The following is a 20,622-nucleotide window of genomic DNA, read 5'->3' as shown; positions in this document are numbered from 1 at the left end:
GACGCCGCGACATCACCGAAGCCACCCGATGGGCCGGCCGGAACATGACCAGACCCTTCGCCATCCTCGGAATCACATCATGATCTTGAAACGGCCGTGCCCGTAACGGTCGCCGGCAATACGTAGGTCCCGTCCGGCCGCGGGCGCACCGCGGCGATGTCGACGCGCAGCACAGAGTTCAGTTTCGAGGTGATGCGTACCTCGATCTTGCCAGACACGGGTTTCGGCGGCGCGACGGCCTTGAACGGTATGTCGACGTTGTTCACCGCGCCCGATTCGACGGTGAACCTCTCCTTCTTGTGGATCCACGTGATCCGACCGCACGACCGGTCGCCGGCCGGGACCGCGGAGGCTGCGGCCGGTACGGCAAGCACGCCCACCACCAGGGCGGCCAGCAGGGCAGAGCGTCTGGCAATCATGCGCGTCCTTTCGGAGGAATTCCGCATGACAACATCGCCGTAGCGCGGAAACGCCCGTTCGGCCGCGACAAAGGCGACCTCGGAACGCTTTCGAATTTCGATGACGCGTTCGGTCATGCGGTCAATGACTTGGCGAAGCTCATCATCACCGAGCAATTACCGGCCCAGCCTCGTGCCGCTGGTCGCAAACAGCGGACGATCATTCGCGGCCACGCGCCGATTCGGCGGATCGCTCGCGCGCAGCTGGCAGCGCCGGCGCGACGACCGGCGTGCCATGGTGTCGAAACAGTGAACCATTCCGGGTAGGGCTGCCGTGTGTGGTCGGTGACCGTCCGGGGAGGTGTAGGGAACTCGCGTTCGACAACGCTTTGGTGCAGCGGCGACCACGGGCCGCCCAATGAGGCCGAGCGGCCGCACCCCAACCGAAGGGGCCACCCGATCAACGATCATGTCGCGGACGCGCGGCCGAGCCGGACCGAGTCGTAGTTGCAGGCCATGTCGAAGGCGTCCGCGATGGCGGGCGTGACGACGGCGGCCTGCGCCAGGACGAGGCCGCCGGCAATCGCGGCGGCGGCGAACAATCGCTTCGGTCTCATGGGCGTAGCCTCGGTCGGCTGTCACACCGTGCGGCTCTGGTCCGTCATCAAGGTGAGAGTGCGGCCAAGGCACTCCGTACCGCTTACCAGGAGGTCCCGATGAAGACTTTGACCTGTCGCCAGTTGGGCGGCCCGTGCGATCTGGCGCTCACCGGCGAGACCGCCGATGACATCATCAAGGCGCAGGACCGGCACCTACGCGAGGCCGTCCGTGGCGGCGACGTCGCCCACGGGCCGGCGCATGAGGACATGAAGGGTCGCTGGCGGCACCCGCTTCGGGCCATGGGGTGGTACCGCGAGACGAAGAAGGCGTTCGCCGACCTGCCCGGAGCCTGAACCCGTATGGGCGCCGATCCCCCATGGCGCGGGTCGGCCGAGGCTCCGGCGAACAGTGGAACCGGTTTTACGCCGGGGCATGGACGAGGGGCGGGGCGCCACCCCACATCTCTACCACCGTTCCGCCGGTTCCCTGTTCGACGAGGCGCAGGACGACGGCGACGATCTCGGCCGGCGGAATCAACGGGCGTGATGCCGCGCGCTCCTCGGCGCTCATGCGACGCCATTCGGCTTGGGCCCGGCTCAGCCCGATCCAGTCCGGTACTACGCACATCACCCGGATTCCGTCGGTCTCCGCCAGGCTGCCCAAGCTCGCGGTGAAGCGAATCAGGCCCGCCTTGGCCGCACCGTACTCGGGCGAGCCGTACGACTCGAAACCGATTCCAGCGCTCGAGGCGATATTGACGATCGCGCCTCCGCCGTGCGCGCGCATGGGATCGAGAACGAGTTGGCTGAGCACCATGGGCGCGATGAGGTTCAGGTTGATCGTCGCGGCCCATTCGGTGGCGGTCGCCTGCGGGTACTGCCGCCGGGCGGTCCAGCCGCCGGCATTGTTGACGAGTACGTGCGGGCCACCGAGCGCCTGCGCGACTTCCAGGATGCGATTCAGGTCGTCGCGCTCCCGCACGTCGGCACGCAATGCTCGAGCCGGCGTTCCGTACGCCTCAAGCAAGCCGGCGCATGCCCGCGCAGCCCGCTCATCGATGTCGGCGACAACAACGCCGTAGCCGGCGTGAGCCAGGCCGAGCGCGATCTCACGTCCCAAACCGGCACCGCCGCCGGTGACAATCGCCGTGTCATTCATGATCACACTCCCCGAAGCCTCCGTCGTGATCGGTCTGTACCCACCGGACCGGTCAGCATCACTACGCGGCCCAGTTGGCCCGGAGGAGGCCGACCAGACCCGTGTTCGCCGAGTGCATCGCCGCCGAGAGATGGGACCGGGCGGCTTCGGCTTCCTCGGCCAGGGCGGCGGCGGTGGCGGCCCGGAGACGCGCGTCCTCCTGCGCCCGCGCCGCGTCCGCCGCGGCCTGCTCGTAGCGCAGTTGGGCCTCGTGCACCCGCAGTTCCCAGCCGAGCGGTACCGCGGCGGGGCGCGGCGCGGGTTCGACCATCACCTGCGTGTGCTGCCAGATCCGGTTCAGCTCGGTCACCGACAGCTGCCGCCGCTGATACGCGTCCAGGGCCGCCCGTTGCACCAGCCGGTAGGGTTCGCCGGCCGCCTCGGCGTGCTTGCGGGCGAACCGGTAGCGGCGCTCCGCCATGTCGCGGGTCGCGGCGGCCCGTACCGCCCGGTCGTGGGCTTGGTCGGCCTCCTCGAGGGCGCGTTCCGCCGCCGCGACCGCCTCCTCGGCGTAGGCCGCCACGACCTCCACCTCGTCGGTGATCGGTACGCCCCAGTCCTGCTCCGAGTGCGGGTCGGCGCGCTCGCGCTGGCGGCGGGCAAGAATGCCGAGCAGCACGAGGGCCAGCACCAGGGTGATCTGGATCGCACCGATGATCAGCAGCACGAACATCGACATCGCGGTCCCCTCCACGCCGGCCGGGCGAAATCCTGCGCTCCTCCCGACCGTATTGCCGATCTTCGGGCGGCGCACGGCGGGAGGATGCCGCAACGGAGTGGGAAAGACCACCTGGCGGGTCCGGCGTGCCGGTCGGCCACGGCGAGACGCCCCGGTCACGTTGTCACGGCTGGGCGAATCGCCGATGTCGCCGCTCGGCCAGTTCCTGTGGGCCGACCAGGGTCGGCACCGGCGTGCCGGGCGGCGCGAACATGGTCACGACCAGCTGCGACTGCGCGCGTCCGGAAGGTTGTAGGCGCCCTGGTGGTGGATCACGTCGCCGCCGGGCTCGAAGACCGCGTCGCCGGCCTTGAGTACGCGGGGCGGCTCCCCCTCCAGCTCGAACAGGATCTCGCCCTCGGTCACGTAGCCGAACAGCGGCCCGGGATGCCGGTGCGGCGGCGCGCCGGGGTCGCCCGGCGACAGGGTGACCCGCAGCGTTCCCGTCCGTGACAGTCCCGGAGTGTGACGTCACAGATCGGCGGACCGTCCGGTCCTGGGATGGTGAGTCGCCGTCCGGTAGGAAACTGACTATGGAACCGACCGACGCCACGTCGCAGCATCTGCGGGCAGCCGAACAGCACCTGGAAGCCGCCCGTGCCGCGGCCGCCCGACGGCGCGATCTGCGCCAGCAGCAAGTCACCGCCGCCGAGGCGGGCCGGGCCACCCGCGGTCAGCGGGCCGCGGACGCGGTCGCGGCGACGATGGGATCCTGGCGGTTCCTGATCGCGCAGAGTGTCATCCTCGGCGGGTGGGTCCTGCTCAATGCGGTCGCCTGGGGAAAGCACTGGGACCCGTACCCGTTCATCCTGCTCAACCTGATGCTGTCGTTCCAGGCCGCGTACGCCGCGCCGGTCCTGCTGATGAGCGCCAACCGGCAGGCCGCCGTCGACCGCGCCCAGGCGCACAACGACTACCTGGTCAACCAGCGCGCCGAGGCGGAGGTCGAGGAGTTGGCCAACCTGCTGCACGCCCAACTGGCCCAGGGCAAGGAGATCCTCAATCGGCTGGCGGCCGCCCCGAATTAGGTCAGGTAGCCGAGCAGGGTCATCATGCCGGCCTCGGCGTGGTAGACGTTGTGGCAGTGGATCATCCAGATGCCGGGGTTGACGGCGTCGAAGACGGTGGTCAGGGTCTGTTTCGGCAGGACGATGGCGGTGTCCTTGCGCACGCCGGCCGGCCCGGCGGCGAAGGTGTGCCCGTGCAGGTGCATCGGGTGCCACATGGTGGTGGTGTTGACGTAGTCGATGCGCACGCGTTCGCCGGCGCGGACCGGCGTGATGGTGGCCGGGTCGTAGGGTTTGCCGTTGACGGCCCAGTTGTAGCGGTCCATGCCGCCGGTCAGTTCCAGTTTTATGGTCCGGTCGGCCGGCCTGTCCGGAAGACGCACCGCCTCGTCGGGGTGCAGGTCGCCGGCGCCGACGACGTTGCCGTGGAGTTCCTTCGGCCGGGTGGTCGCGGCGGGTGCGGTGCCGGAGCCGGTACGGATCACCGCCATCGCGATGGCGTTCTTGCCCTCGGCGGCGGCGACGAGGGGAAACACCCCGTGCTCCAGGGTGACGATCGCGTCGTAGCGTTCGCCCATGCCGATCAGCAGCGCATCGGCCTGCACCGGCTGCACGGGGTAGCCGTCGGTGTGGGTGACGGTGAGCCGGTGACCGCCGAGCGCGACGCGGAAGGCGGTGTCGGCGCCGGCGTTGATGATCCGCAGCCGCAGCCGCGTGCCCGGTTTGCCGTGGTAGCCGGCCGGGGCGTCGGCGCGCCGGCCATTGATCAGGAAGTACGGGTATTTCACGTCGCCCGCGTCGCCGCCGAGCAGGTCGCTGCCGGCGCCCATCAGCGTGTGCCCGCCCATGTCCATGCCGCCCATGTCCATGCCGGACATGCTGGGCATGGCGCCGCCCGAGGGCATGCCGTGCTCGAGCTCGGCCAGCACGTCGTCCGGAGTGCCGTCGACGCCGTCGAGCCAGTCGTCGAGCACCACGACCCATTCGTCGTCATAGCCAAGGGGTTCGTGCGGGTCCTCGACGATCAGCGGCGCGTACAGGCCGCGGTCGAGCTGTACGCCCTGGTGCGGATGAAACCAGTAGGTGCCCGGCTGGGACGCGGTGAATTCGTACATCTTCTCGCCCCCGGCGGCGACGGCGGGCTGGGTGACGTCGGGGACACCGTCGGCGTCGTTGCGCAACGCCAGGCCGTGCCAGTGAATGCTGGTCGGGCCGGGCAGCCGGTTGTCGAGGGTGGCGCGCAGCACCTCGCCGGCCGTCAGCCGGATCGGTGAGCCGGGCAGCCGGCCGCCGTAGGTCCAGGTCGCCACGGTCCGGCCGCCGATGTCGACGGTGTCCGCGGACGCGGTCAGCCGCACCTCGCGGACGGTGCCCGGGTGGCGAGCGGCCTCGGCGGCGCGGACCTGCGGCCCGTCCGGCGTGACGAACGTCGCATCGCGCCGGGGGCTCCGGCAGCCGGCAAGCACTCCCGCGGCACCGGCGACGACACCGGTGCGCAGCAACTGCCGCCGGGACAGGGCGGAAAAAGGCAGGGAAACCATAAAAATTCGGGGCTTTCTGTACGCGAAGATGGCGCGCGGAGGCCGGGCCGGTCGGCAGCCGGCCCCCGCGCCGGGCCGACTACATCTTGGTGAGCGCCTGCAGCTGCTTGGCCTGGGCGGCGAGGCTGGTGACCAGGTCGGTGGCCATCGCCTTGGCGTCGCTGCTGGCGCCCTTGCTGGCCTCGTCGCGGGCCATCTGCGCCGATCCCTGGTGGTGCTTGACCATCATCTGGGCGAACATCATGTCGAATTGCATGCCGCTCATGGACTTGAGCATGTCCATGTCTTTGCTGGTCATCGCGCCGGGCATGGTCATGCCGGCCATGTCGCCGGAGGCCGGCTCGCCCCACTTCCTCAGCCAGCCCCGCATGGTGCCGACCGCGGCGGTGTTGTCCTTGGCCATCTGCGCGGCCAGCGTCTTCAGGTCCTTGCTGCTGGCCTTGGTCTCGGCGAGCTTGGCCATGTCGGCGACCATCCGGTGATCCGGAATCATCATCTGCGCGAACGCGACGTCCGCGGCGTTGAAGCCGCGTCCCGTCGGCGCCGCCGACGACATGCCGGCCATGTTGCCGGTGTTCGCGGCCGGCGTGTTCTGGCCCCCGGTGGTGTCGGTGCCGCAGGCGGCCAGGGTGAGGGTGGTCAGTGCGGCCGCGGCGGCGATGAGCACGCGGCAGCCGGGACGGATGGATTTCATGATGGGTGACTTCCCTGCATTCGGGTGACGGATATGGACGACCAGGAAGAGCCGGCCGGTCTAGATCCGTGTCACCGTCACCGCTGTCACCCGCAAGCCGATCGGCGGCCGGGCCGGTGCCCGCCCCCACGACGACCCGCCCTGAACGGCCGGTCCGTAGCCCGTAGTGATCTCGACGAACTCGGCCGGCGCGGGCTCGGCCGGCGCCCAGGGGGCGACGGTCAACGCCTGGCAGGCCGACATGTCGGCGCAGCCGGCCGCGCACGGGCACCCCGCGGGGTCGTCGCCCGGGCCGGCCGGGCCCGCGTGCACCGCGACCACGGCGCTCGCGGGTGTCACCGGGTCTGCCACGAAGGCGTTGGTGTGCATGGCCACCAGCCCGGCCACCACCGCGATGATCAGCAGCAAGGGCCGCAGCGTGGCGCGGCGGGCGCCGCGGCGTTCAGCCCTCACCCCGGACAGTACGGGCGCCGGACGCGAATGGTTCAGCACGGGGCCACGATGGGGACGACGGTGGGTTCCCGGCCATGGCCGGGAACCCACCCGCTGGTCGAACGCCACCGTGGTTACGCGGGCCGCCGGTAGCCGGCGATCGGGCCGACCTTGTCGATGTTGGCCATCCGCACGAAGTCGCCGGTGTGCGGGGCGTGCACGACGGTGTCGTTCCCGACGTAGATGCCCATGTGGTGCAGGTCGCTGTACCAGAAGACCAGATCACCGGGTTTGAGATCGCCGCGGCTGACCGGCTTGTTGTCCGACCACTGCCACTTCGTGTAGTGGCGCAGGCTCACCCCGGCCGCCGCCCAGGCCACGAGGGTGAGGCCCGAGCAGTCGTAGCCGCCGGGCCCGGCGTCGCCGAAGATGTACGGCTTGCCGATGAGGCTGCACGCCTTGGCCGCCGCTTTACCGCCGGCGTCGTTGCTGTACGTCGCGGGGCAGGGGCCGGTACGCAACGCTCCGGTGCTGCCGCCGGATGCACCGTACGCCCTGATCCGCAGTTTCTGCAGTGCGTCGATCTGCTTCTGGATCGTCGCCTTCTTGCCCGCCAGGTCCTTGTCGCGGGCGGCGAGATCGGCGGTGACGGTGTCGAGCTGCCGTTTGCTGGCGGCGTACTTGTCGCGCAGGGTGATGACGTCGCTGACCTGGGCGCGCCGCGAACGGGCCATGAATTCCAGGTACGTGAGCTTGTCGGTCAGGTCGGTGGGGCTGCCGCTGACCAGCAGGTTACCCAGCCCGGGCGGGCCGCCCTGCAGGTACGCCTGGCTGGCCAGGCCACCGACCTGGGACAGGGCGACGTCGACCCGGATCTGCAGCGGTTGCAGTTGACTGGCGAGCTTCCGCTGCTGGGACTGGTTGTCCTGGAGCAGGGCGTGGGTGTGGTTGTACTGCTCGATCACCGGTTCGAGCTGGTTCCAGGCGGTGTCGAGCTGCTTCTCGACCTGCGCCGGGGAGGGCGCGGCGTACGCCGGGGCGGCCGCGATACCCAGGCTCATGGCCACGGTCAGAGCGGCGACGGTCCAGGCACGGAACCGGGCGGTACGGGTGCGGTGAGACACGAACGGGGGGGTCCTTTCGTCGCGCTCCACGACAGGCCCGCTCGCTGCCCGAGGGGGCGCGAGGGACGCGGATACGCGTGAAGCATCGGGGATGGCGAGAACTGCGCACGGCGAGCCGGGGGTAGCTATGTGCGCAGAACCGCGTCGCTCGCCAACGTCAGGCCCAGCCTCGGGAGGGCCACCGGATGCGGCGCTGGTCGTCGCCGACCGGACGCGGTCGTGGTCGACTCGCCGCCGCGGCACCGCATGGCCGGCGCGAGCGTGGCGAGGGCCAAGACGGCCAGGACCGCCACGCACACATCCCACCAGCGCGACCTGTCGCCGGTGCCCGCCGGCATGGCGGCCTCATGGGTGCAGCCGTCACCGTCGCAGCCGTCCCGGTCATCGGGGATCGGGGCGCCGGCCACCACGGTGGTCCCCGCCGGCGAGACGGCCTGCGAGACGTCGTACGAGACGGCCTGCGAGACGCCGAGCGGGGCGGCTTGGTGTGACGGGCCGGTGGGCGTCGCGTGGCCGATGGTGTGCAATGCGGCGATGCCGAGCGTGGTCAAGGCCAGCAGCAACAGCCGCACGAGGCGGTCGCTGACTGCGGGGGCCGACGTCACGGCGCATACCGTAGCGGGTGAAACCGCCCGCGGCGAACCATGGCGGGCAGGCTTATGCGTTACCAAAGATTGTCACCGCAGGATGCGCAGGTCGCCGCCGACGCGATCGACGGCGGTCGGCTGCGGAAATCGGCCCGGCACCCGGCAGGTCCCGTGCCGCCGGCCCGGCAAGGGCCGCCCGGTCGGCCCCCGGCGGTGGCCGGCGGTGCGGCGCCAGCCGGGCGCGGCCGGGCGCCGGCGGCACCGATAGGCCCGGATGGTGGCACTTCGGCCGAGGGCTCTTACTTGGCGTCGATCCGGCCCAGAGCACCGGCGGTCGCCGAGGCCCAGCCCGAGTTCTCCAGATCAAGGGCGCTTCGCAGGTACGCCGTGGTCAGTCGCTGAACAAGAGCGACCCGCTCGGGGTTCTCGTCGGTCGTCTCGGTGACCGAGTGGCCGACGATCCCGCCGAGTGAGTGCTCCGCCCCGTACAGCAAGAGGAGGTTTTTGGGTCCCGGGCTCAGGTGGTAGGCGTCGGTGAACCAGTCGGGCCCGCGCAGCGACAGCGGCGAATCGTCCTTGTCCCCCGCGATCACCAGCGCCGGGGTGGTCATGCCGGCGAAGCTCGGGCTCATGAACGGGAAGTGCTCGGCGGCGAACGGGCTCAGGTCGGCGCCGCCCGTCCCGGTGGTGGCCAGCAGGACGCCCGCCCGCACCCGGGGGTCGGAGAGGTCCTCGCCGGGGACGCCGGCGGCGTCGAGGACCCGGGCGCCCAGCAGCATGCTCGCCGTCTGGCCGCCCCAGGAGTGCCCGGCCACCGCGATGCGGTCGCGGTCGAGCCGTCCGCGCAGGCCGGGCACGGCGGCTTCGACGAGGTCGAGCCGATCGAGCGAAAGCCGGAGGTCCGCGACCCGGATGCGCCAGATGTCGGGGTAGCGGGGATCGTCGGGCGTGACGTTCAGGGTCCTCGAGTCGAGGTGGGTCGGCTGGACGACCACGAAGCCGTGTGCCGCCCAGAAGTCGGCCAGCGGCGCGTAGCCGTTCATCGACCAGCCGAAGCCGTGCGAGAAGACGATGACGGGCAGCGCGTCTCCGGTGACCGGGGCCGAGACCCGCAGTTGCAGGTCCGTGCCGCGATCGGGGGCCGGCAGCACGACCGGGGCAACCGAGACGACCGGGGAATGAGGCATGGTCTTTCTCCTTGTGGGGTGACATCATCGAACAAGCGGAACCAAGTTCCGTTAAAACGATACGGAACACGGTTCCGCTTATCCAGCACTGTGACGGAGGTAACGGCTCGATGGCAGCACCGCGCAAACGGGCGGACGCGCGCCGCAACGAGCAGACCCTGCTCGACGCGGCCGGTGCGGCCTTTGTTGCCGCCGGCGTCGACGTGCCCGTACGCGACATCGCCGCGCGGGCCGGCGTCGGCGTCGGCACCATCTACCGCCACTTCCCGACCCGCGCCGACCTGGTCGTGGCCGTCTACCGGCACCAGGTCGAGGCGTGCGCCGAGGCCGCGCCGGCCCTGCTCGAGAGTGCCGCCGGCGCGCACGAGGCGCTGGCCCGGTGGATCGACCTCTTCGTCGACTTCCTGGTCACCAAGCACGGCCTGGCCGAGGCCCTGCAGTCCGACGACGCCACCTACCAGACCCTGCACGTCTACTTCCTCGACCGCCTCGTCCCGGCCTGCGCCCACCTGCTGGCGGCCGCCACCGCCGCCGGCGAGGTCCGGCCCGGCGTGCAGGCGTACGAGTTGATGCGCGGTATCGGCAACCTGTGCATCGGGGCGGGCCGGGACCCGCAGTACGACGCTCGTCGCGTGGTCGGATACCTCATCGACGGGCTACGCCCCCGCCCGCAGTCCGATCGGCGACTCGGGACCGGCGGCGAAAGTGGACAGACTTAGGGTGAAGCGCATGGCCGCGAGCCGTACGGCGTTGATCGCCGCCGCACTGCGGATGACGCACCGGTCGGATGACGATTCACCGCCGGTGCTTGATGATCCGTTTGCCGAGGTTCTCCTCGGCGCGGATGCCGCTGCCCTGGCCGCCGTCGTCCGGGAGTTGCCCCGGCAGGCGCTGCTGGTGCTGCGCTCGACGATCGTGGGACGCTCGCGCGTCGCCGAGGACCGGTTGCGGGCCGTCGCCGCGGCCGGGCCGGCTCGGTACGTGTCGTTGGGCGCGGGCCTGGACAGTGTGGCCTGGCGGCATACCGATCTCGACCTCGAGGTGGTCGAGATCGACCAGCCCGACAGCGCGGCCGACAAGCTTCGCCGGGTCCGCGCCGCCGGGCTGGGGATCCCCGGCAACTGGCGGCAGCTTCCGTGCGATCTGACCACCGAGCCGCTGGCCGACGTGCTGAAGCGGGCGGCCCCCGGGGACGGCGGCCGGGCGACCGTGATCTCCTGGCTCGGCGTGACCCAGTACCTCACCCCGGACGCGGTCGGCGCGTCGTTGGCCGGACTGGCCACCGCCCCGTCCGGCACCGAGATCGTCCTCACCACGCTCATCCCGGACGCCGACGTGGCCGCGGACGATCTCGAGTCCGTCCGGCTGGTCGCGTCGATAGTGGAGGCCGGCGGCGAACCGTGGCTCACCCGCCTCACCCGCCGAGCAACCGGGGATCTGATTACCGGGAGCGGGCTGCGGCCGGCCGGCGAGGTCGGCGCACCCCATCTGGTGGAGCCGCTGTTCGCCGGGCGCGCCGATGGCCTCGTCGCCAACGCGGTCGAACTGGTCACGGTCGCGCGGGTGCCCTGAGCGCGAAATCCGCCGGCCGCGGTGTGAACGAAGCTGTAACCGAGGCCGGCCACCGCGCGTGTTACCGCTGAGCGGCCGGGCCGACCGGCGCCGCGGAGAAGAGAGGGCACCGTGGTCGATGTGCGCCAAGCTCGCGAGGTCGGCCTGGATTTCGACGGCTTCTACGCGGCCCACTTCCAGCCGCTGACGATCCAGCTGTACGCGTACACCGGTGACCTGCCCAGCGCCCAGGACGTGGTGCAGGAGGCGTTCTGCCGCGCCCTGACCCGCTGGAAACGGGTGTCCGCACTGGACGATCCGCAGGCGTGGGTGCGCCGGGTCGCGTGGAACCTGGCGACCAGCCAGTGGCGCCGCGCGCGTACCGCCGCGGCTTTCCTGCGCAAGCACCGCGTGGAGAACGTGCCCGCCCCCGGCCCGGACCGGGTGGCGCTGGCCGGCGCGCTCGCGACCCTGCCCGCCCAGCACCGCCGGGTGCTGATCCTGCACTACCTCGCCGATCAGTCGGTACGGGAGATCGCGGACCAGGTCGGCGCGCCCGAGGGAACCGTCAAGGCGTGGCTGCACCGTGGCCGCGCGGCGCTGGCCGCCCGCCTCGCCGAGGAAGAGGACGAATCATGACCAACCTCGACCACGATCCGCTGACCGCGGCGTTCGACGAGTTCCGCGGCCAGGCGGCTGCCCTGGTGAAACCGGCCGGCGCCGACCGTACGCGCCAAGAGGTCCGCACCCGCAAGCGCAACCGGAACGTCACGCTCGCGACGCTCTCGGCCCTGGTCGTGGCGATCCCGTTGACGGCTGGAGTCCTGCTGACCGGCGATCCGCGCGGCTCTTCGCCGGACTCGAAGCCGGTCGTCCGGAAGCCGTCCGCCTCCGCTTCCGGCGAGCCCTACTTCGTCGGACCGGGCGAGACCACCCACCCGTCGAGGACGGCTCCGGCCGGCGGCATCACCGAGGCGGCCCTCTACTCGGCCGCCCTCGACCTGCCCGCGTGGCCGGCCGAGACGAGTAGCGCGAAATGCGGGACCGGCCCGATCCCGTTCCACAACGGCGACTGGCAGACCGACGACGTCGCCTACTGGATAGCCGGGGTCGCCTACGCCGACGTCGACGGGGACGGCCGGGCGGAAACCTTCGCCCGGATCTTCTGCATGTACCAGAACGACATCGCGTCGCAGGTCGTCGCGTTCGCACCGGCGGATGGCGATCGGGTCCGCACGATCGGCCCGGTCCTCGCGCAGACCGGCAAGCTCATGTCCATCTGCGGCCTGCGCGCCGGCCCGAACGGCGCGGTCCAGGTCGAGATCGCCGATTTCCCGGTACCCTGGCGGTGCGCCGACCCCAGCTCGGCCAACCAACGGTATGTCACCCGGCAGTGGTTGACCTTCACCTGGAGCGGGTCGGCCTTCGTCCAGCAGGGCACGACGGCACACCCGACCAACGCGTACGCCACGGACCTCGAACTGACCAGCACCGCTCTCGTGCTGACCAAGCAGCCGAACGGCCACTACGGCGGTTCGATGACGCTGACCGTGCACAACACCGGCGCCTCGGCCATCCCGTACAAGACGGAGACCGTCATCTCGTACGGCATGCGGCTGGTCGGTCCGCCGCACGGTTGCGCCCTGGATCCGTCGACCGCCGGCGGCGGGATGATCGACGTCGTGTGCACCGCGGCCAAGCTCTCCGGCGGCGCGACCCGCAAGGTCACCTTGAAGATCGACTCGCCGCGGCGCTATCAGCTCACCTACGTCCCGGACACCAACGTGATCCCGCTGGACGGCTACAACGACCCGAACGACACCAACGACCGGGCGCCGCTCGCCATCCAGTTCCGCGACTGAGCGGTTTCAGGCGCGCTTCAGGGTCGCGTCAGCGTCGCTGGTCAGACTCGACGGCGGACCTGGCGGCTCCGCCGAGAGAGGAAAGCCGATGCGACCAAGACGTCTGCCGCGCGCACTCACCCTCACCGCCACCGCAACGATCACCGCCGTCGTCGCCGCGACCGGGCCGGCGGTCGCCGCCGCGGGCGCCTGGAGCGCGGTGCCGGCGCCCCACCCCGACGTCCAGTTCACCAGCCTGCAGGCCGTCGACGGGCGGACCGACACCGACGCGTGGGCCGTCGGCTACGTCCAGCCGCCGACCGCCTCGCCGACCTACCCGATCTCGCTGCACTGGAACGGCACGGCCTGGACCGACGTGCCCGTACCGCTGCAGGGCATCGGCACCCTCCTGTGGGGCGTCAGCGCCGGCGCCGCCGACGACGCGTGGGCGGTCGGCTCGGTGAGCACCCACCCGCCGGGCTACCACATCGTCGTGTCGCCGATCGCGATGCACTGGAACGGCACCGCGTGGAGTCCGGTCTCCGTGCCCGGCGGCGGCACCCTGTTCGGCGTCGCCGCCCTCGGCCCGAACAACGCCTGGGCGGTCGGCGACACCGTCAAGCACTGGGACGGCACCGCCTGGACCAGCGTGACCACGCCGTCGCCGAACCCGGGCGGGGTGGGTGCCGGCTCGTTCACGGCCATCACGGCCCGCTCGGCGAACGACATCTGGGCGGTGGGCAGCTACTCGCCGCGCCGGCACGTCACCGCCGCCTTCGCGATCCACTACGACGGCACCGCGTGGTCGCTCGTGCCGATGCCGACCGGCCTGCAGGTGTGGTCGGTGACCTCGGTCAGCGCCACCGACGCGTGGGTCGTCGGGCAGATCAACCCGCCCACGGTGCAGGACACGATCCAACCGGCGACGGTGCACTGGAACGGCACCGCGTGGTCGGTGGTGGCCGGTCCCGCGATCCCCGGCAACGGCGGTTACCTGCGGGGCGTGAGCGCCCGGGCGAGCGGCGACGTCTGGGCGGTCGGCCCGCAAGCGCTGAGCGACATCCCGTACGTCGCGCCGCTCACCGAGCACTGGAACGGTACACAGTGGACCCAGGTCGCCGCGCCGGCCGACGGCGCGCCGGACCTCTGGGCGGTGTCGGCCCGGCCCGGCACCACGCACACCTGGGCCGTCGGCAATCGGGCCGCGGTGGTGACCGGCACCCCGCTGATCCTCGAACGGCACTGATCCGCAGGTTGGCCGCCGGTTCGTCTCTTCCGAAATGCGGAAGAGGCGGACCGGCCGCCCGGTGACTGCCGTCACGCTGGGCCGCATGAGCGAATTCGTGCGGAACCAGTGGTACGTGGCGGCCTACGGCCGGGAGATCGGCCGGGAGCTGTTCAGCCGGACCGTCTGCGGCGAGTCCATCCTTTTCTGGCGGACCGAGGCGGGTGCGGTCGCCGCGATGAGCGACCGCTGCGTACACCGGCGATTCCCGCTCTCCCAGGCGCCCAGCCACCTGGTCGGCGACACCGTGGTCTGCGGCTACCACGGCTTCACCTACGACCAGGGCGGCGCCTGCGTGGCCGTGCCGGGCCAGACCCGGATCCCGCGGACCGCCCGGCTCACCTCCTACCCGGTGACCGAGCTGGACGGCTTCGTCTGGGTCTTCATCGGCGAGCCGGACAACGCCGAGAAGACCCGGATCCCCCGGGCGCCGTGGCTCGACATGCCGGGCTGGACCACGGTCTCCGGGATGGAGCCGCTGGCCGCCCGGCACAGCCTGCTGATGGACAACCTGCTCGACCTGTCGCACGAGACGTACCTGCACGGCGGATACATCGGCACGCCCGAGGTCGCCGAGACGCCGATCGTCACCCGGGTCGACGAGGAGGCCGGCGTCGTCCACGTCTCCCGGCACATGGCGGACGCCGCCTGCCCGCCCTTCTACCAGAAGAGCACCGGCATCACCGGCCGGATCACCCGCTGGCAGGACATCGAGTTCACGCCGCCCTGCCTCTACCTGCTGCACAGCCGGATCGCGCCGGCCGGGGTGCTGCCCAACGCGGACGGCACCGATCCCGACGGGTTCCACGTCGAGGTGGTCTACGCGCTCACCCCGGAGACGGAGACCTCGACACACGACTTCTGGGCGGTCGCCCGCGACTTCGCCCTCGAGGACCAGGGCGTCTCCGACTTCCTGGCGGAGAACAACCGGACCGTCGTGCTGCAGGACGTGACCGCGCTCAACGTTCTCGAGCAGGTCATCGCCACCGAGCCGGACGGCTACCAGGAGCTCTCGATCAACATCGACACCGGCGGTCTCGCCGCCCGCCGGATGATGGCCAAGCTCCGATGACCGCCCGGAAAATGCTGCAGGTCGACTGGGTGCCGGGCTCCGACCAGCTGCGCGGGCGCTGCCACTGCGGCGCCGAGACGATCGCGGAGGACCCGGTCGCCATGTGGCAGTGGCTGCTGGCCCACCCCAACCATCAAGACCATTCCCCGGTACGCGAGGAAGCAGCGTGAAACGGCTAGCCATCAGTCGGCACGAGGCCGCGGCCGACGGCGTCGTCGTCCTCGAACTGCGCGACCCGGCCGGGTCCGACCTGCCGGAGTGGGCGCCCGGCGCACACATCGACCTGACGCCGGCTCCGGGCGTCGTGCGGCAGTACTCGCTCTGCGGCGACCCGGCCGACCGCTCGGTCTGGCGGATCGCCGTGCTCCGCGAACCCGACGGCCGCGGCGGCTCGCAGGCGGTGCACGACAAGCTCCGCGAGGGCGACCTGGTCGAGGTGGACGGCCCGCGCAACCACTTCCCGCTCGTGCCCGCGCCCCGCCACCTCTTCATCGCCGGTGGCATCGGCATCACCCCGCTGCTGCCGATGATGGCCGCCGCCGCGGAATGGCGCCTCCATTACGGCGGCCGCACCCTGGGCTCGATGGCGTTCCGCGACGAGCTCCGCGCCGCGTACGGCAGCCGGGTTTTCCTTCACCCGCAGGACGAGACCGGCCTGCTCGACCTCGACGCGATCCTGGCCGGCGAGCCGGCCGACACCCCGGTCTACTGCTGCGGGCCGGAACCGCTGCTGGCGGCGGTCGAGCAGCGCTGCGCCGGCCGCCCACTGCACGTGGAGCGCTTCGCCCCGAAGGAGCAGGGCGAGCCGGTCCGCGCCGAGTCCTTCGAGGTGGAGCTGGCCCGCAGCGGCCGTACGCTGACCGTGCCGCCCGGCACGTCGATCCTGCGGGCCGTCGAGGAGGCCGGGGTCGAGGTGCTCTGGTCGTGCACCGAGGGCACCTGCGGCACCTGTGAGACGGCCGTGCTCGGCGGGGAGGTCGACCATCGGGACAGCCTGCTGACCCCCGAGGAACGGGCGAAGAACGACACGATGTTCGTCTGCGTGTCCCGCGCGGCCGGTCCACGCCTCATCCTGGACCTGTGACGGCGAGGGGCGAGACCGGTCCGGTGCTGCGGCGGGCCACCCAGCTGCTGACCGCGTTCACGCCGGACCAGCCGGCGCTGACGCTGACCCAGCTGGCCCGCCGCACCGGGCTGCCGCTGACCACCGCCCACCGCCTGGTGGCCGAGCTGGTGCACTGCGGCCTGCTGGAACGCGACGCCGACGGCGAGTACCGGGTCGGCCTGCGGCTCTGGGAGATCGCCTCGCTGGCCCCGCGCGGCCTCGGCCTGCGCGAGCGGGCCCTGCCGTACATGGAAGACCTGTTCGCGGTCACCCGGGAGAACGTGCAGCTGGCGGTCCGCGAGGGCATCGAATCGGTGTACGTGGAACGACTCGCCGGCCGGACCGCGGTCCCCGTCCTGACCCGGGTCGGCGGCCGCTTCCCGCTGCACCCGACCGGCGTCGGCCGGGTGCTGCTGGCCCACGCCCCGGCCGACATCCAGGAAGCGGTGCTCGCCGCGCCGCTGGCCCGCTTCACCCCACTGACCGTCACCGACCCGGACGAACTACGCAAAATCCTCGCCGACGTCCGGGCCCACGGCTTCGCCGTGAACGACCGCCAGGTAACCATGGACTCCCTGTCGGTGGCCGCCCCGATCCGCTCCCCCGACGGCTCGGTGGTGGCCGCCGTCTCGATCGTGGTAGCCGCCGGAACAGCCCTGCCGGCGGCCCTGACGCCGGCGGTGCGCGCCACCGCCCAGGGCATCACCCGCGCCCTCCGCTCGTAGGTCTTGGGCCGGGACAGCCCGGCGGCCGCGGTCGGGGGGTGAGTTGCAGCCAGCTCGGCGCCGCACCGGGGACTTGGCTCAACCGTACGATGTCGGGATTTTCCAAAGCGGAAGGGCCGCCCAAGCTGGACGCTCGGACGGCCCTGTCCAACAGCTACGTCAGCTGATCGGTTTCCAGGGGCTCCAGGGGTCACCGGGCTTCTGGTTGCGGGTCCACCACTGGGCCTTGTAGAGCTTGCCCTGGTAGGAGGCCACATCGCCGAGGTTGAAGATGCGGGACGGGGTCCACACGGCGGTGCCGTCCTGGGTGGTGAGGATCTGCTCCCAGGGGCCGTAGGCGTCGCCGGGTTTCTGGTTCAGGGTCCACCAGAGGGCGCGCCAGGTGGAGCCGTTGTAGTAGACCAGGTCGCCGGAGTTGTAGATCTTCGAGTTGTTCCAGTCGGGGGCCGACGGGAGGGTCAGGCCGACGAGCTCCGGGTCGTGGTCGGAGGCGGCGAACGGGTCGCTGCCGTTGAAGAGCTGGGTGACGTTGTAGTTGTAGCGGCTGTACGCGTAGGCGACCGCTTCCTGCGCGTTGATCTGCCAGGTGTCCGCGCCGTTGACCATGGCCCTCGCGCCGGGGTTGGCGACCACGTGGTCGAGCGAGCCCTCGAGACCGTTGTACGAATAGGTCTGCTCGGTCGGGTTCAGGGTGGATCCCATGTCGGTGTAGCCGGCCGTGTAGAGGGCCTCCATCGGGTCCTCGTGGGTGTACGCGTTGAAGTCGCCGACCAGGAAGATCCGGTTGGTGTTCAGGCCGGCGGCCACCGACGAGGCGAACGCCATGGCATCTGCGGCCTCGTGTACCCGGGTGGCGTTGAACGCACCCTGGTCGACGGCCGGGGAGGAGGTGTCCTCCGTGTCGCCGGGGTAGAGCGGGGTGCCCGAGCCCTTCGACTTCCAGTGGTTGGCGACCACCACGAACGCGTTGTCGTCGGTGGCGCCGATCTTCTTGAAGCCCTGGGCCAGCGGCTCCCGGGCGATCGAGAAGGACTGCCCGGGGCCGGACGCGGTGGTCAGCACCTGGGACTGGCCGACCAGCGCGACCGCAGCCGGCTTGTAGATGAACGCGGTGCGGATCACGTCCTGGTCGGCGAGCGGCGGCAGCTTGTCGGCCGGGGGCGACGGGACGTACGCCCAGACCGGCGAGCCGGCGGCGGTGTTGAGCGCGTCGACCAGGCCGGCCAGCGCGCTGTCCCGGGGCTGGTTGAACCAGGCCGAGTTCTCGACCTCCTCGAGCGAGACGATCGAGGCGCCGAGCCGGTTGATGCCGGTGACGATCTTCGACTGCTGGCGGGCGAAGCTGGCGTCGTTCGCAGCGCCGCGCGGTCCGGTGCCGGTGCAGGTGTTGACCGTGTTGTGGTTGCCGTCTCGGTCGTTGTAGTAGGTGCAGGTGCCCAGGCCGGCCGCCTCGTACTTCTCCCCGGTGGTCGGGAAGTAGTTCTCCACGTTGAAGGTGGCCAGGATCGGGCTGCCGAACGAGCGCGGGTGCTGGTTGCCGGTGCGCAGGTCGCTGAACGTGGCGACCGCCGAGCCGTCGTCGGTGACCTGGTGCTGCGGCTGGAAGTTCCACAGCGAGAACCGGTACTCGAGGACGACCGGCTGGTGGAAGGTGACCTTCGAGCCGACGGTGACCGCTTCGGCCGGGGTCAGCCAGGGCAGCGGCTTGCCGGAGTTGGCGGCGGTCGAGTAGTTGAGGCTCGAGCCGTCGTCCAGGGTGACCATCCGGGCGGCGTTGTCGGCGGCGACGGCCTGCGCGGCGGCGCTGCCCGCGGGGCCGGCGTCGGTCGGCTGGCGCAGCGGGGTGTCGCCGGCGGCCAGGGTGAACGAGCCGTAGAAGTTGGCGTCGTAGTTGTCGGTGACGGTGAAGGTGCCCTGCGGCGCGACGAGTTCGCCCTCGTGGGCCTCCTTCTCGGCGCTGGTGTCCAGGTCGGACCACGGGATCGCGCGCGGCTCGACGGCCGGGAGCGGGGTGTCCAGCTTGGTCACGGCGGGGCTGGTGATCTCCGTCTCGCCGGAGAACTCCTGCACCTTGCCGGTGACCTGGACGCTGTCGCCGACGGCCACCTGGGCGGCGGCCGCGGAGCCGAAGACGAAGACGCCGTCGGAGGCGCCGGGGGTGATGTCGGGGCCCGGGGTCTCGACGAAGAAGCCGCTGAAGCCGCCGGTCGGGTAGGCCGCGGTTACCACGCCCTGGGTGGTCACCAGCTGATTGACGTACGGGGAGGTGTCGGTGTCCGTGCCCTGGATCTGGGCGATCGTCAGGTTCACCGCCGGGGCCACGACGACGAAGCTGAAGGTCACCAACGCTGATTTGCCCGAATTGTCAGCGGCGGTGACGACTACGGTCGACGTTCCGGCGGTACTCGGCGTGCCCGAAATGACCCCCGAATCGGAAATATCCAGACCGGCTGGAAGGCCGGTAGCCGTCCAGGCGTAGGGCGGGGTGCCGCCGCTGGCACTGAGGGTGATCGGCGCGATCGCGGTGCCGGCGGTCGCGTTCTGGGCGCCCGGGTTGACGACGGAAATGTCGGAAACCGGGGTGGCGGCCGTCGGCGTCGGCGTGGCGACCGGGAAGTCGGCGAGGTTGTTGTCGGTGTCGGCGCCGTCGGCGGACCGTTGATAGCTGAGCACGACCGAGTTGCCGGAAGCCGCGGCGCCCTCGGGCGAGTTGCTGGTGCCATAGCCGACCTTGTCGATCACCGTGCCGTCGGTGGGCAGCACGCCGGTCGTGCTGGCGGCGATGTACAGCGTGCCGCCGCCCGCGCCCGGGTTGACGCTGCTGCCGGTCGACAGGTCCGGCGTCGGCAGGGCCGCCCCGTTCGCACCGTTGCTCGGCAGCTGGATCAGGAAGTGACTCTTCGCCGCCACCGACCCGGACAGGGCGAACACCTGCGACCCGCTCGGGGTCACGGTGCTGGTGGGGGCGCGGTACTGCAAGGTATCGCCGGAGAGCGCGATGGCGTCGCCGGTCGGGTTGTACAGCTCGACGAACTTATTCAGGTAACTGGCACCGGCGGAGCCGCCATTGACGTACGCCTCGCTGATGACCAGCCCGGTGCCGGCCGGGTTGGCGAGCGCCGGCGAGCCGGTCAGCGAACTGGCGACGCCCAGGGTGGACAGCGACAACGCCCCGATGGCGACGCGCCGGATGAGAGCACGGGACACGACCCCGACCTCCAGGTGAAAAGGGTCAACGAACGGACGCTAGGCGTCCCGGTCCGACGGAGAGCGGACAAGATCTGAACGGCATGAATTTATCGATGAACACTAAAAGTACGGGCCCCGGCGCGCGCCGGGGCCCATACCAGAACGGTCATCATCTTCGGTCCGGTCAGAACGACAGCATCCCGCTGACGAGCGCCTGCCACGTCATGGGGCCGACGATGCCATCGACCGTCACCGTCTTGCCGCGCGCCCGCAGCAGGTGTTGCAGGGTCGGCACCGGGAAACGACGTGGTGAAATGCCGTCAAAGGCAACCGCCCCGGACTTTCGTGTGACGCTTTCCGCCGATCATC

General features: G+C 71.0%; 24 protein-coding genes. 11 read left to right on the top strand and 13 right to left on the bottom strand.

Translation table 11 applies throughout. From position 1 onward, the window contains the following. Positions 1 to 77: 77 nt before the first annotated feature. Positions 78 to 536 (bottom strand): hypothetical protein, encoded by a 459-nt coding sequence (locus IH26_RS0131865; protein WP_030439959.1) that lies wholly within the window; start codon positions 534 to 536, stop codon positions 78 to 80. A 329-nt stretch (positions 537 to 865) separates the two neighbouring features. Continuing rightward, entirely contained in the window at positions 866 to 1,015 is a 150-nt protein-coding gene (locus IH26_RS60195) for a hypothetical protein (RefSeq protein ID WP_157437490.1), read from the bottom strand. Positions 1,016 to 1,114: 99 nt separating this feature from the next. On the opposite strand from IH26_RS60195, the gene IH26_RS0131855 reads away from it, so the two are divergent. Next, complete coding sequence (locus IH26_RS0131855; protein ID WP_030439958.1) at positions 1,115 to 1,351, top strand: DUF1059 domain-containing protein; 237 nt, start codon at positions 1,115 to 1,117, stop codon at positions 1,349 to 1,351. Positions 1,352 to 1,418: 67 nt separating this feature from the next. Here the strand turns inward: IH26_RS0131855 and IH26_RS0131850 are convergent, their stop codons facing one another. The 3 genes from IH26_RS0131850 to IH26_RS54235 all read right to left on the bottom strand — a co-directional run bounded on the left by IH26_RS0131850 (position 1,419) and on the right by IH26_RS54235 (position 3,339). Continuing rightward, positions 1,419 to 2,156 (bottom strand): SDR family NAD(P)-dependent oxidoreductase, encoded by a 738-nt coding sequence (locus IH26_RS0131850; RefSeq protein ID WP_157437489.1) that lies wholly within the window; start codon positions 2,154 to 2,156, stop codon positions 1,419 to 1,421. A gap of 61 nt (positions 2,157 to 2,217) precedes the next feature. Continuing rightward, on the bottom strand, positions 2,218 to 2,874 hold the full coding sequence (locus IH26_RS0131845) for a hypothetical protein (protein WP_157437488.1): 657 nt from the start codon (positions 2,872 to 2,874) through the stop codon (positions 2,218 to 2,220). 255 nt (positions 2,875 to 3,129) lie between these two features. Beyond that, entirely contained in the window at positions 3,130 to 3,339 is a 210-nt protein-coding gene (locus IH26_RS54235) for a cupin domain-containing protein (RefSeq protein WP_281179804.1), read from the bottom strand. A 107-nt stretch (positions 3,340 to 3,446) separates the two neighbouring features. On the opposite strand from IH26_RS54235, the gene IH26_RS54230 reads away from it, so the two are divergent. Next, a complete protein-coding gene (locus tag IH26_RS54230; protein WP_084599210.1) occupies positions 3,447 to 3,941 on the top strand; it encodes a DUF1003 domain-containing protein in 495 nt (164 codons plus the stop codon). Here IH26_RS54230 and IH26_RS0131830 read toward each other — a convergent pair. From IH26_RS0131830 to IH26_RS0131810, 6 genes are all read right to left on the bottom strand, one after another. Beyond that, positions 3,938 to 5,461, bottom strand: a complete 1,524-nt coding sequence (locus tag IH26_RS0131830; RefSeq protein ID WP_030439954.1) for a multicopper oxidase family protein — start codon at positions 5,459 to 5,461, stop codon at positions 3,938 to 3,940. The genes IH26_RS54230 and IH26_RS0131830 overlap by 4 nt on opposite strands. Before the next feature lie 79 nt (positions 5,462 to 5,540). Next, complete coding sequence (locus IH26_RS0131825; protein WP_030439953.1) at positions 5,541 to 6,155, bottom strand: DUF305 domain-containing protein; 615 nt, start codon at positions 6,153 to 6,155, stop codon at positions 5,541 to 5,543. A gap of 60 nt (positions 6,156 to 6,215) precedes the next feature. After that, a complete protein-coding gene (locus tag IH26_RS0131820) occupies positions 6,216 to 6,608 on the bottom strand; it encodes a hypothetical protein (RefSeq protein ID WP_157437486.1) in 393 nt (130 codons plus the stop codon). A 113-nt stretch (positions 6,609 to 6,721) separates the two neighbouring features. Then, on the bottom strand, positions 6,722 to 7,711 hold the full coding sequence (locus IH26_RS0131815; protein ID WP_245665705.1) for a C40 family peptidase: 990 nt from the start codon (positions 7,709 to 7,711) through the stop codon (positions 6,722 to 6,724). 125 nt (positions 7,712 to 7,836) lie between these two features. Beyond that, positions 7,837 to 8,316, bottom strand: a complete 480-nt coding sequence (locus tag IH26_RS58535; RefSeq protein ID WP_157437485.1) for a hypothetical protein — start codon at positions 8,314 to 8,316, stop codon at positions 7,837 to 7,839. A gap of 281 nt (positions 8,317 to 8,597) precedes the next feature. Beyond that, positions 8,598 to 9,485 (bottom strand): alpha/beta hydrolase family protein, encoded by an 888-nt coding sequence (locus tag IH26_RS0131810; RefSeq protein ID WP_030439950.1) that lies wholly within the window; start codon positions 9,483 to 9,485, stop codon positions 8,598 to 8,600. 110 nt (positions 9,486 to 9,595) lie between these two features. Here IH26_RS0131810 and IH26_RS0131805 point away from each other — a divergent pair, with 110 nt between their 5' ends. The 9 genes from IH26_RS0131805 (at position 9,596) to IH26_RS0131765 (ending at position 17,064) form a co-directional block, all read left to right on the top strand. Further along, positions 9,596 to 10,204, top strand: coding sequence for a TetR/AcrR family transcriptional regulator (locus IH26_RS0131805; RefSeq protein ID WP_051808842.1), 609 nt, complete (start codon positions 9,596 to 9,598; stop codon positions 10,202 to 10,204). 10 nt (positions 10,205 to 10,214) lie between these two features. Further along, complete coding sequence (locus IH26_RS54225) at positions 10,215 to 11,057, top strand: class I SAM-dependent methyltransferase (protein WP_051808840.1); 843 nt, start codon at positions 10,215 to 10,217, stop codon at positions 11,055 to 11,057. 111 nt (positions 11,058 to 11,168) lie between these two features. Beyond that, positions 11,169 to 11,675: a SigE family RNA polymerase sigma factor gene (locus tag IH26_RS0131795; protein WP_245665703.1), complete on the top strand. Its 507-nt coding sequence runs from the start codon at positions 11,169 to 11,171 to the stop codon at positions 11,673 to 11,675. Beyond that, a complete protein-coding gene (locus tag IH26_RS0131790) occupies positions 11,672 to 12,898 on the top strand; it encodes a hypothetical protein (RefSeq protein WP_030439946.1) in 1,227 nt (408 codons plus the stop codon). Before IH26_RS0131795 ends, IH26_RS0131790 begins: the two co-directional genes overlap by 4 nt. 88 nt (positions 12,899 to 12,986) lie before the next feature. Then, entirely contained in the window at positions 12,987 to 14,123 is a 1,137-nt protein-coding gene (locus IH26_RS0131785) for a hypothetical protein (protein ID WP_030439945.1), read from the top strand. Positions 14,124 to 14,208: 85 nt separating this feature from the next. After that, positions 14,209 to 15,234 carry an aromatic ring-hydroxylating oxygenase subunit alpha gene (locus IH26_RS0131780; protein WP_030439944.1) on the top strand — a complete coding sequence of 342 codons (1,026 nt, stop codon included), beginning with the start codon at positions 14,209 to 14,211 and terminating at the stop codon, positions 15,232 to 15,234. Further along, positions 15,231 to 15,404 carry a hypothetical protein gene (locus IH26_RS61530; RefSeq protein WP_169789849.1) on the top strand — a complete coding sequence of 58 codons (174 nt, stop codon included), beginning with the start codon at positions 15,231 to 15,233 and terminating at the stop codon, positions 15,402 to 15,404. Before IH26_RS0131780 ends, IH26_RS61530 begins: the two co-directional genes overlap by 4 nt. Next, the gene (locus IH26_RS0131770) at positions 15,401 to 16,318 is read left to right on the top strand and encodes a PDR/VanB family oxidoreductase (RefSeq protein ID WP_030439943.1); all 918 of its coding nucleotides are present in this window, start codon (positions 15,401 to 15,403) and stop codon (positions 16,316 to 16,318) included. The genes IH26_RS61530 and IH26_RS0131770 overlap by 4 nt, the downstream gene beginning before the upstream one ends. After that, positions 16,315 to 17,064 carry an IclR family transcriptional regulator gene (locus IH26_RS0131765; protein ID WP_084599209.1) on the top strand — a complete coding sequence of 250 codons (750 nt, stop codon included), beginning with the start codon at positions 16,315 to 16,317 and terminating at the stop codon, positions 17,062 to 17,064. The genes IH26_RS0131770 and IH26_RS0131765 overlap by 4 nt, the downstream gene beginning before the upstream one ends. A 159-nt stretch (positions 17,065 to 17,223) precedes the next feature. Here the strand turns inward: IH26_RS0131765 and IH26_RS0131760 are convergent, their stop codons facing one another. Both IH26_RS0131760 and IH26_RS63285 read right to left on the bottom strand, forming a co-directional pair. After that, positions 17,224 to 20,271, bottom strand: a complete 3,048-nt coding sequence (locus IH26_RS0131760) for an ExeM/NucH family extracellular endonuclease (RefSeq protein WP_034216366.1) — start codon at positions 20,269 to 20,271, stop codon at positions 17,224 to 17,226. A gap of 166 nt (positions 20,272 to 20,437) precedes the next feature. Further along, complete coding sequence (locus tag IH26_RS63285) at positions 20,438 to 20,548, bottom strand: putative peptidoglycan-binding domain-containing protein (RefSeq protein WP_245665701.1); 111 nt, start codon at positions 20,546 to 20,548, stop codon at positions 20,438 to 20,440. Positions 20,549 to 20,622: the final 74 nt, after the last annotated feature.

Origin of the sequence: Actinoplanes subtropicus (assembly GCF_000721705.1) — a bacterium.
Taxonomy (GTDB): Bacteria; Actinomycetota; Actinomycetes; order Mycobacteriales; family Micromonosporaceae; genus Actinoplanes; species Actinoplanes subtropicus.
The sequence above is the reverse complement of the archived record's forward strand: the minus strand, read 5'-3'. Positions and strand labels throughout refer to the sequence as shown.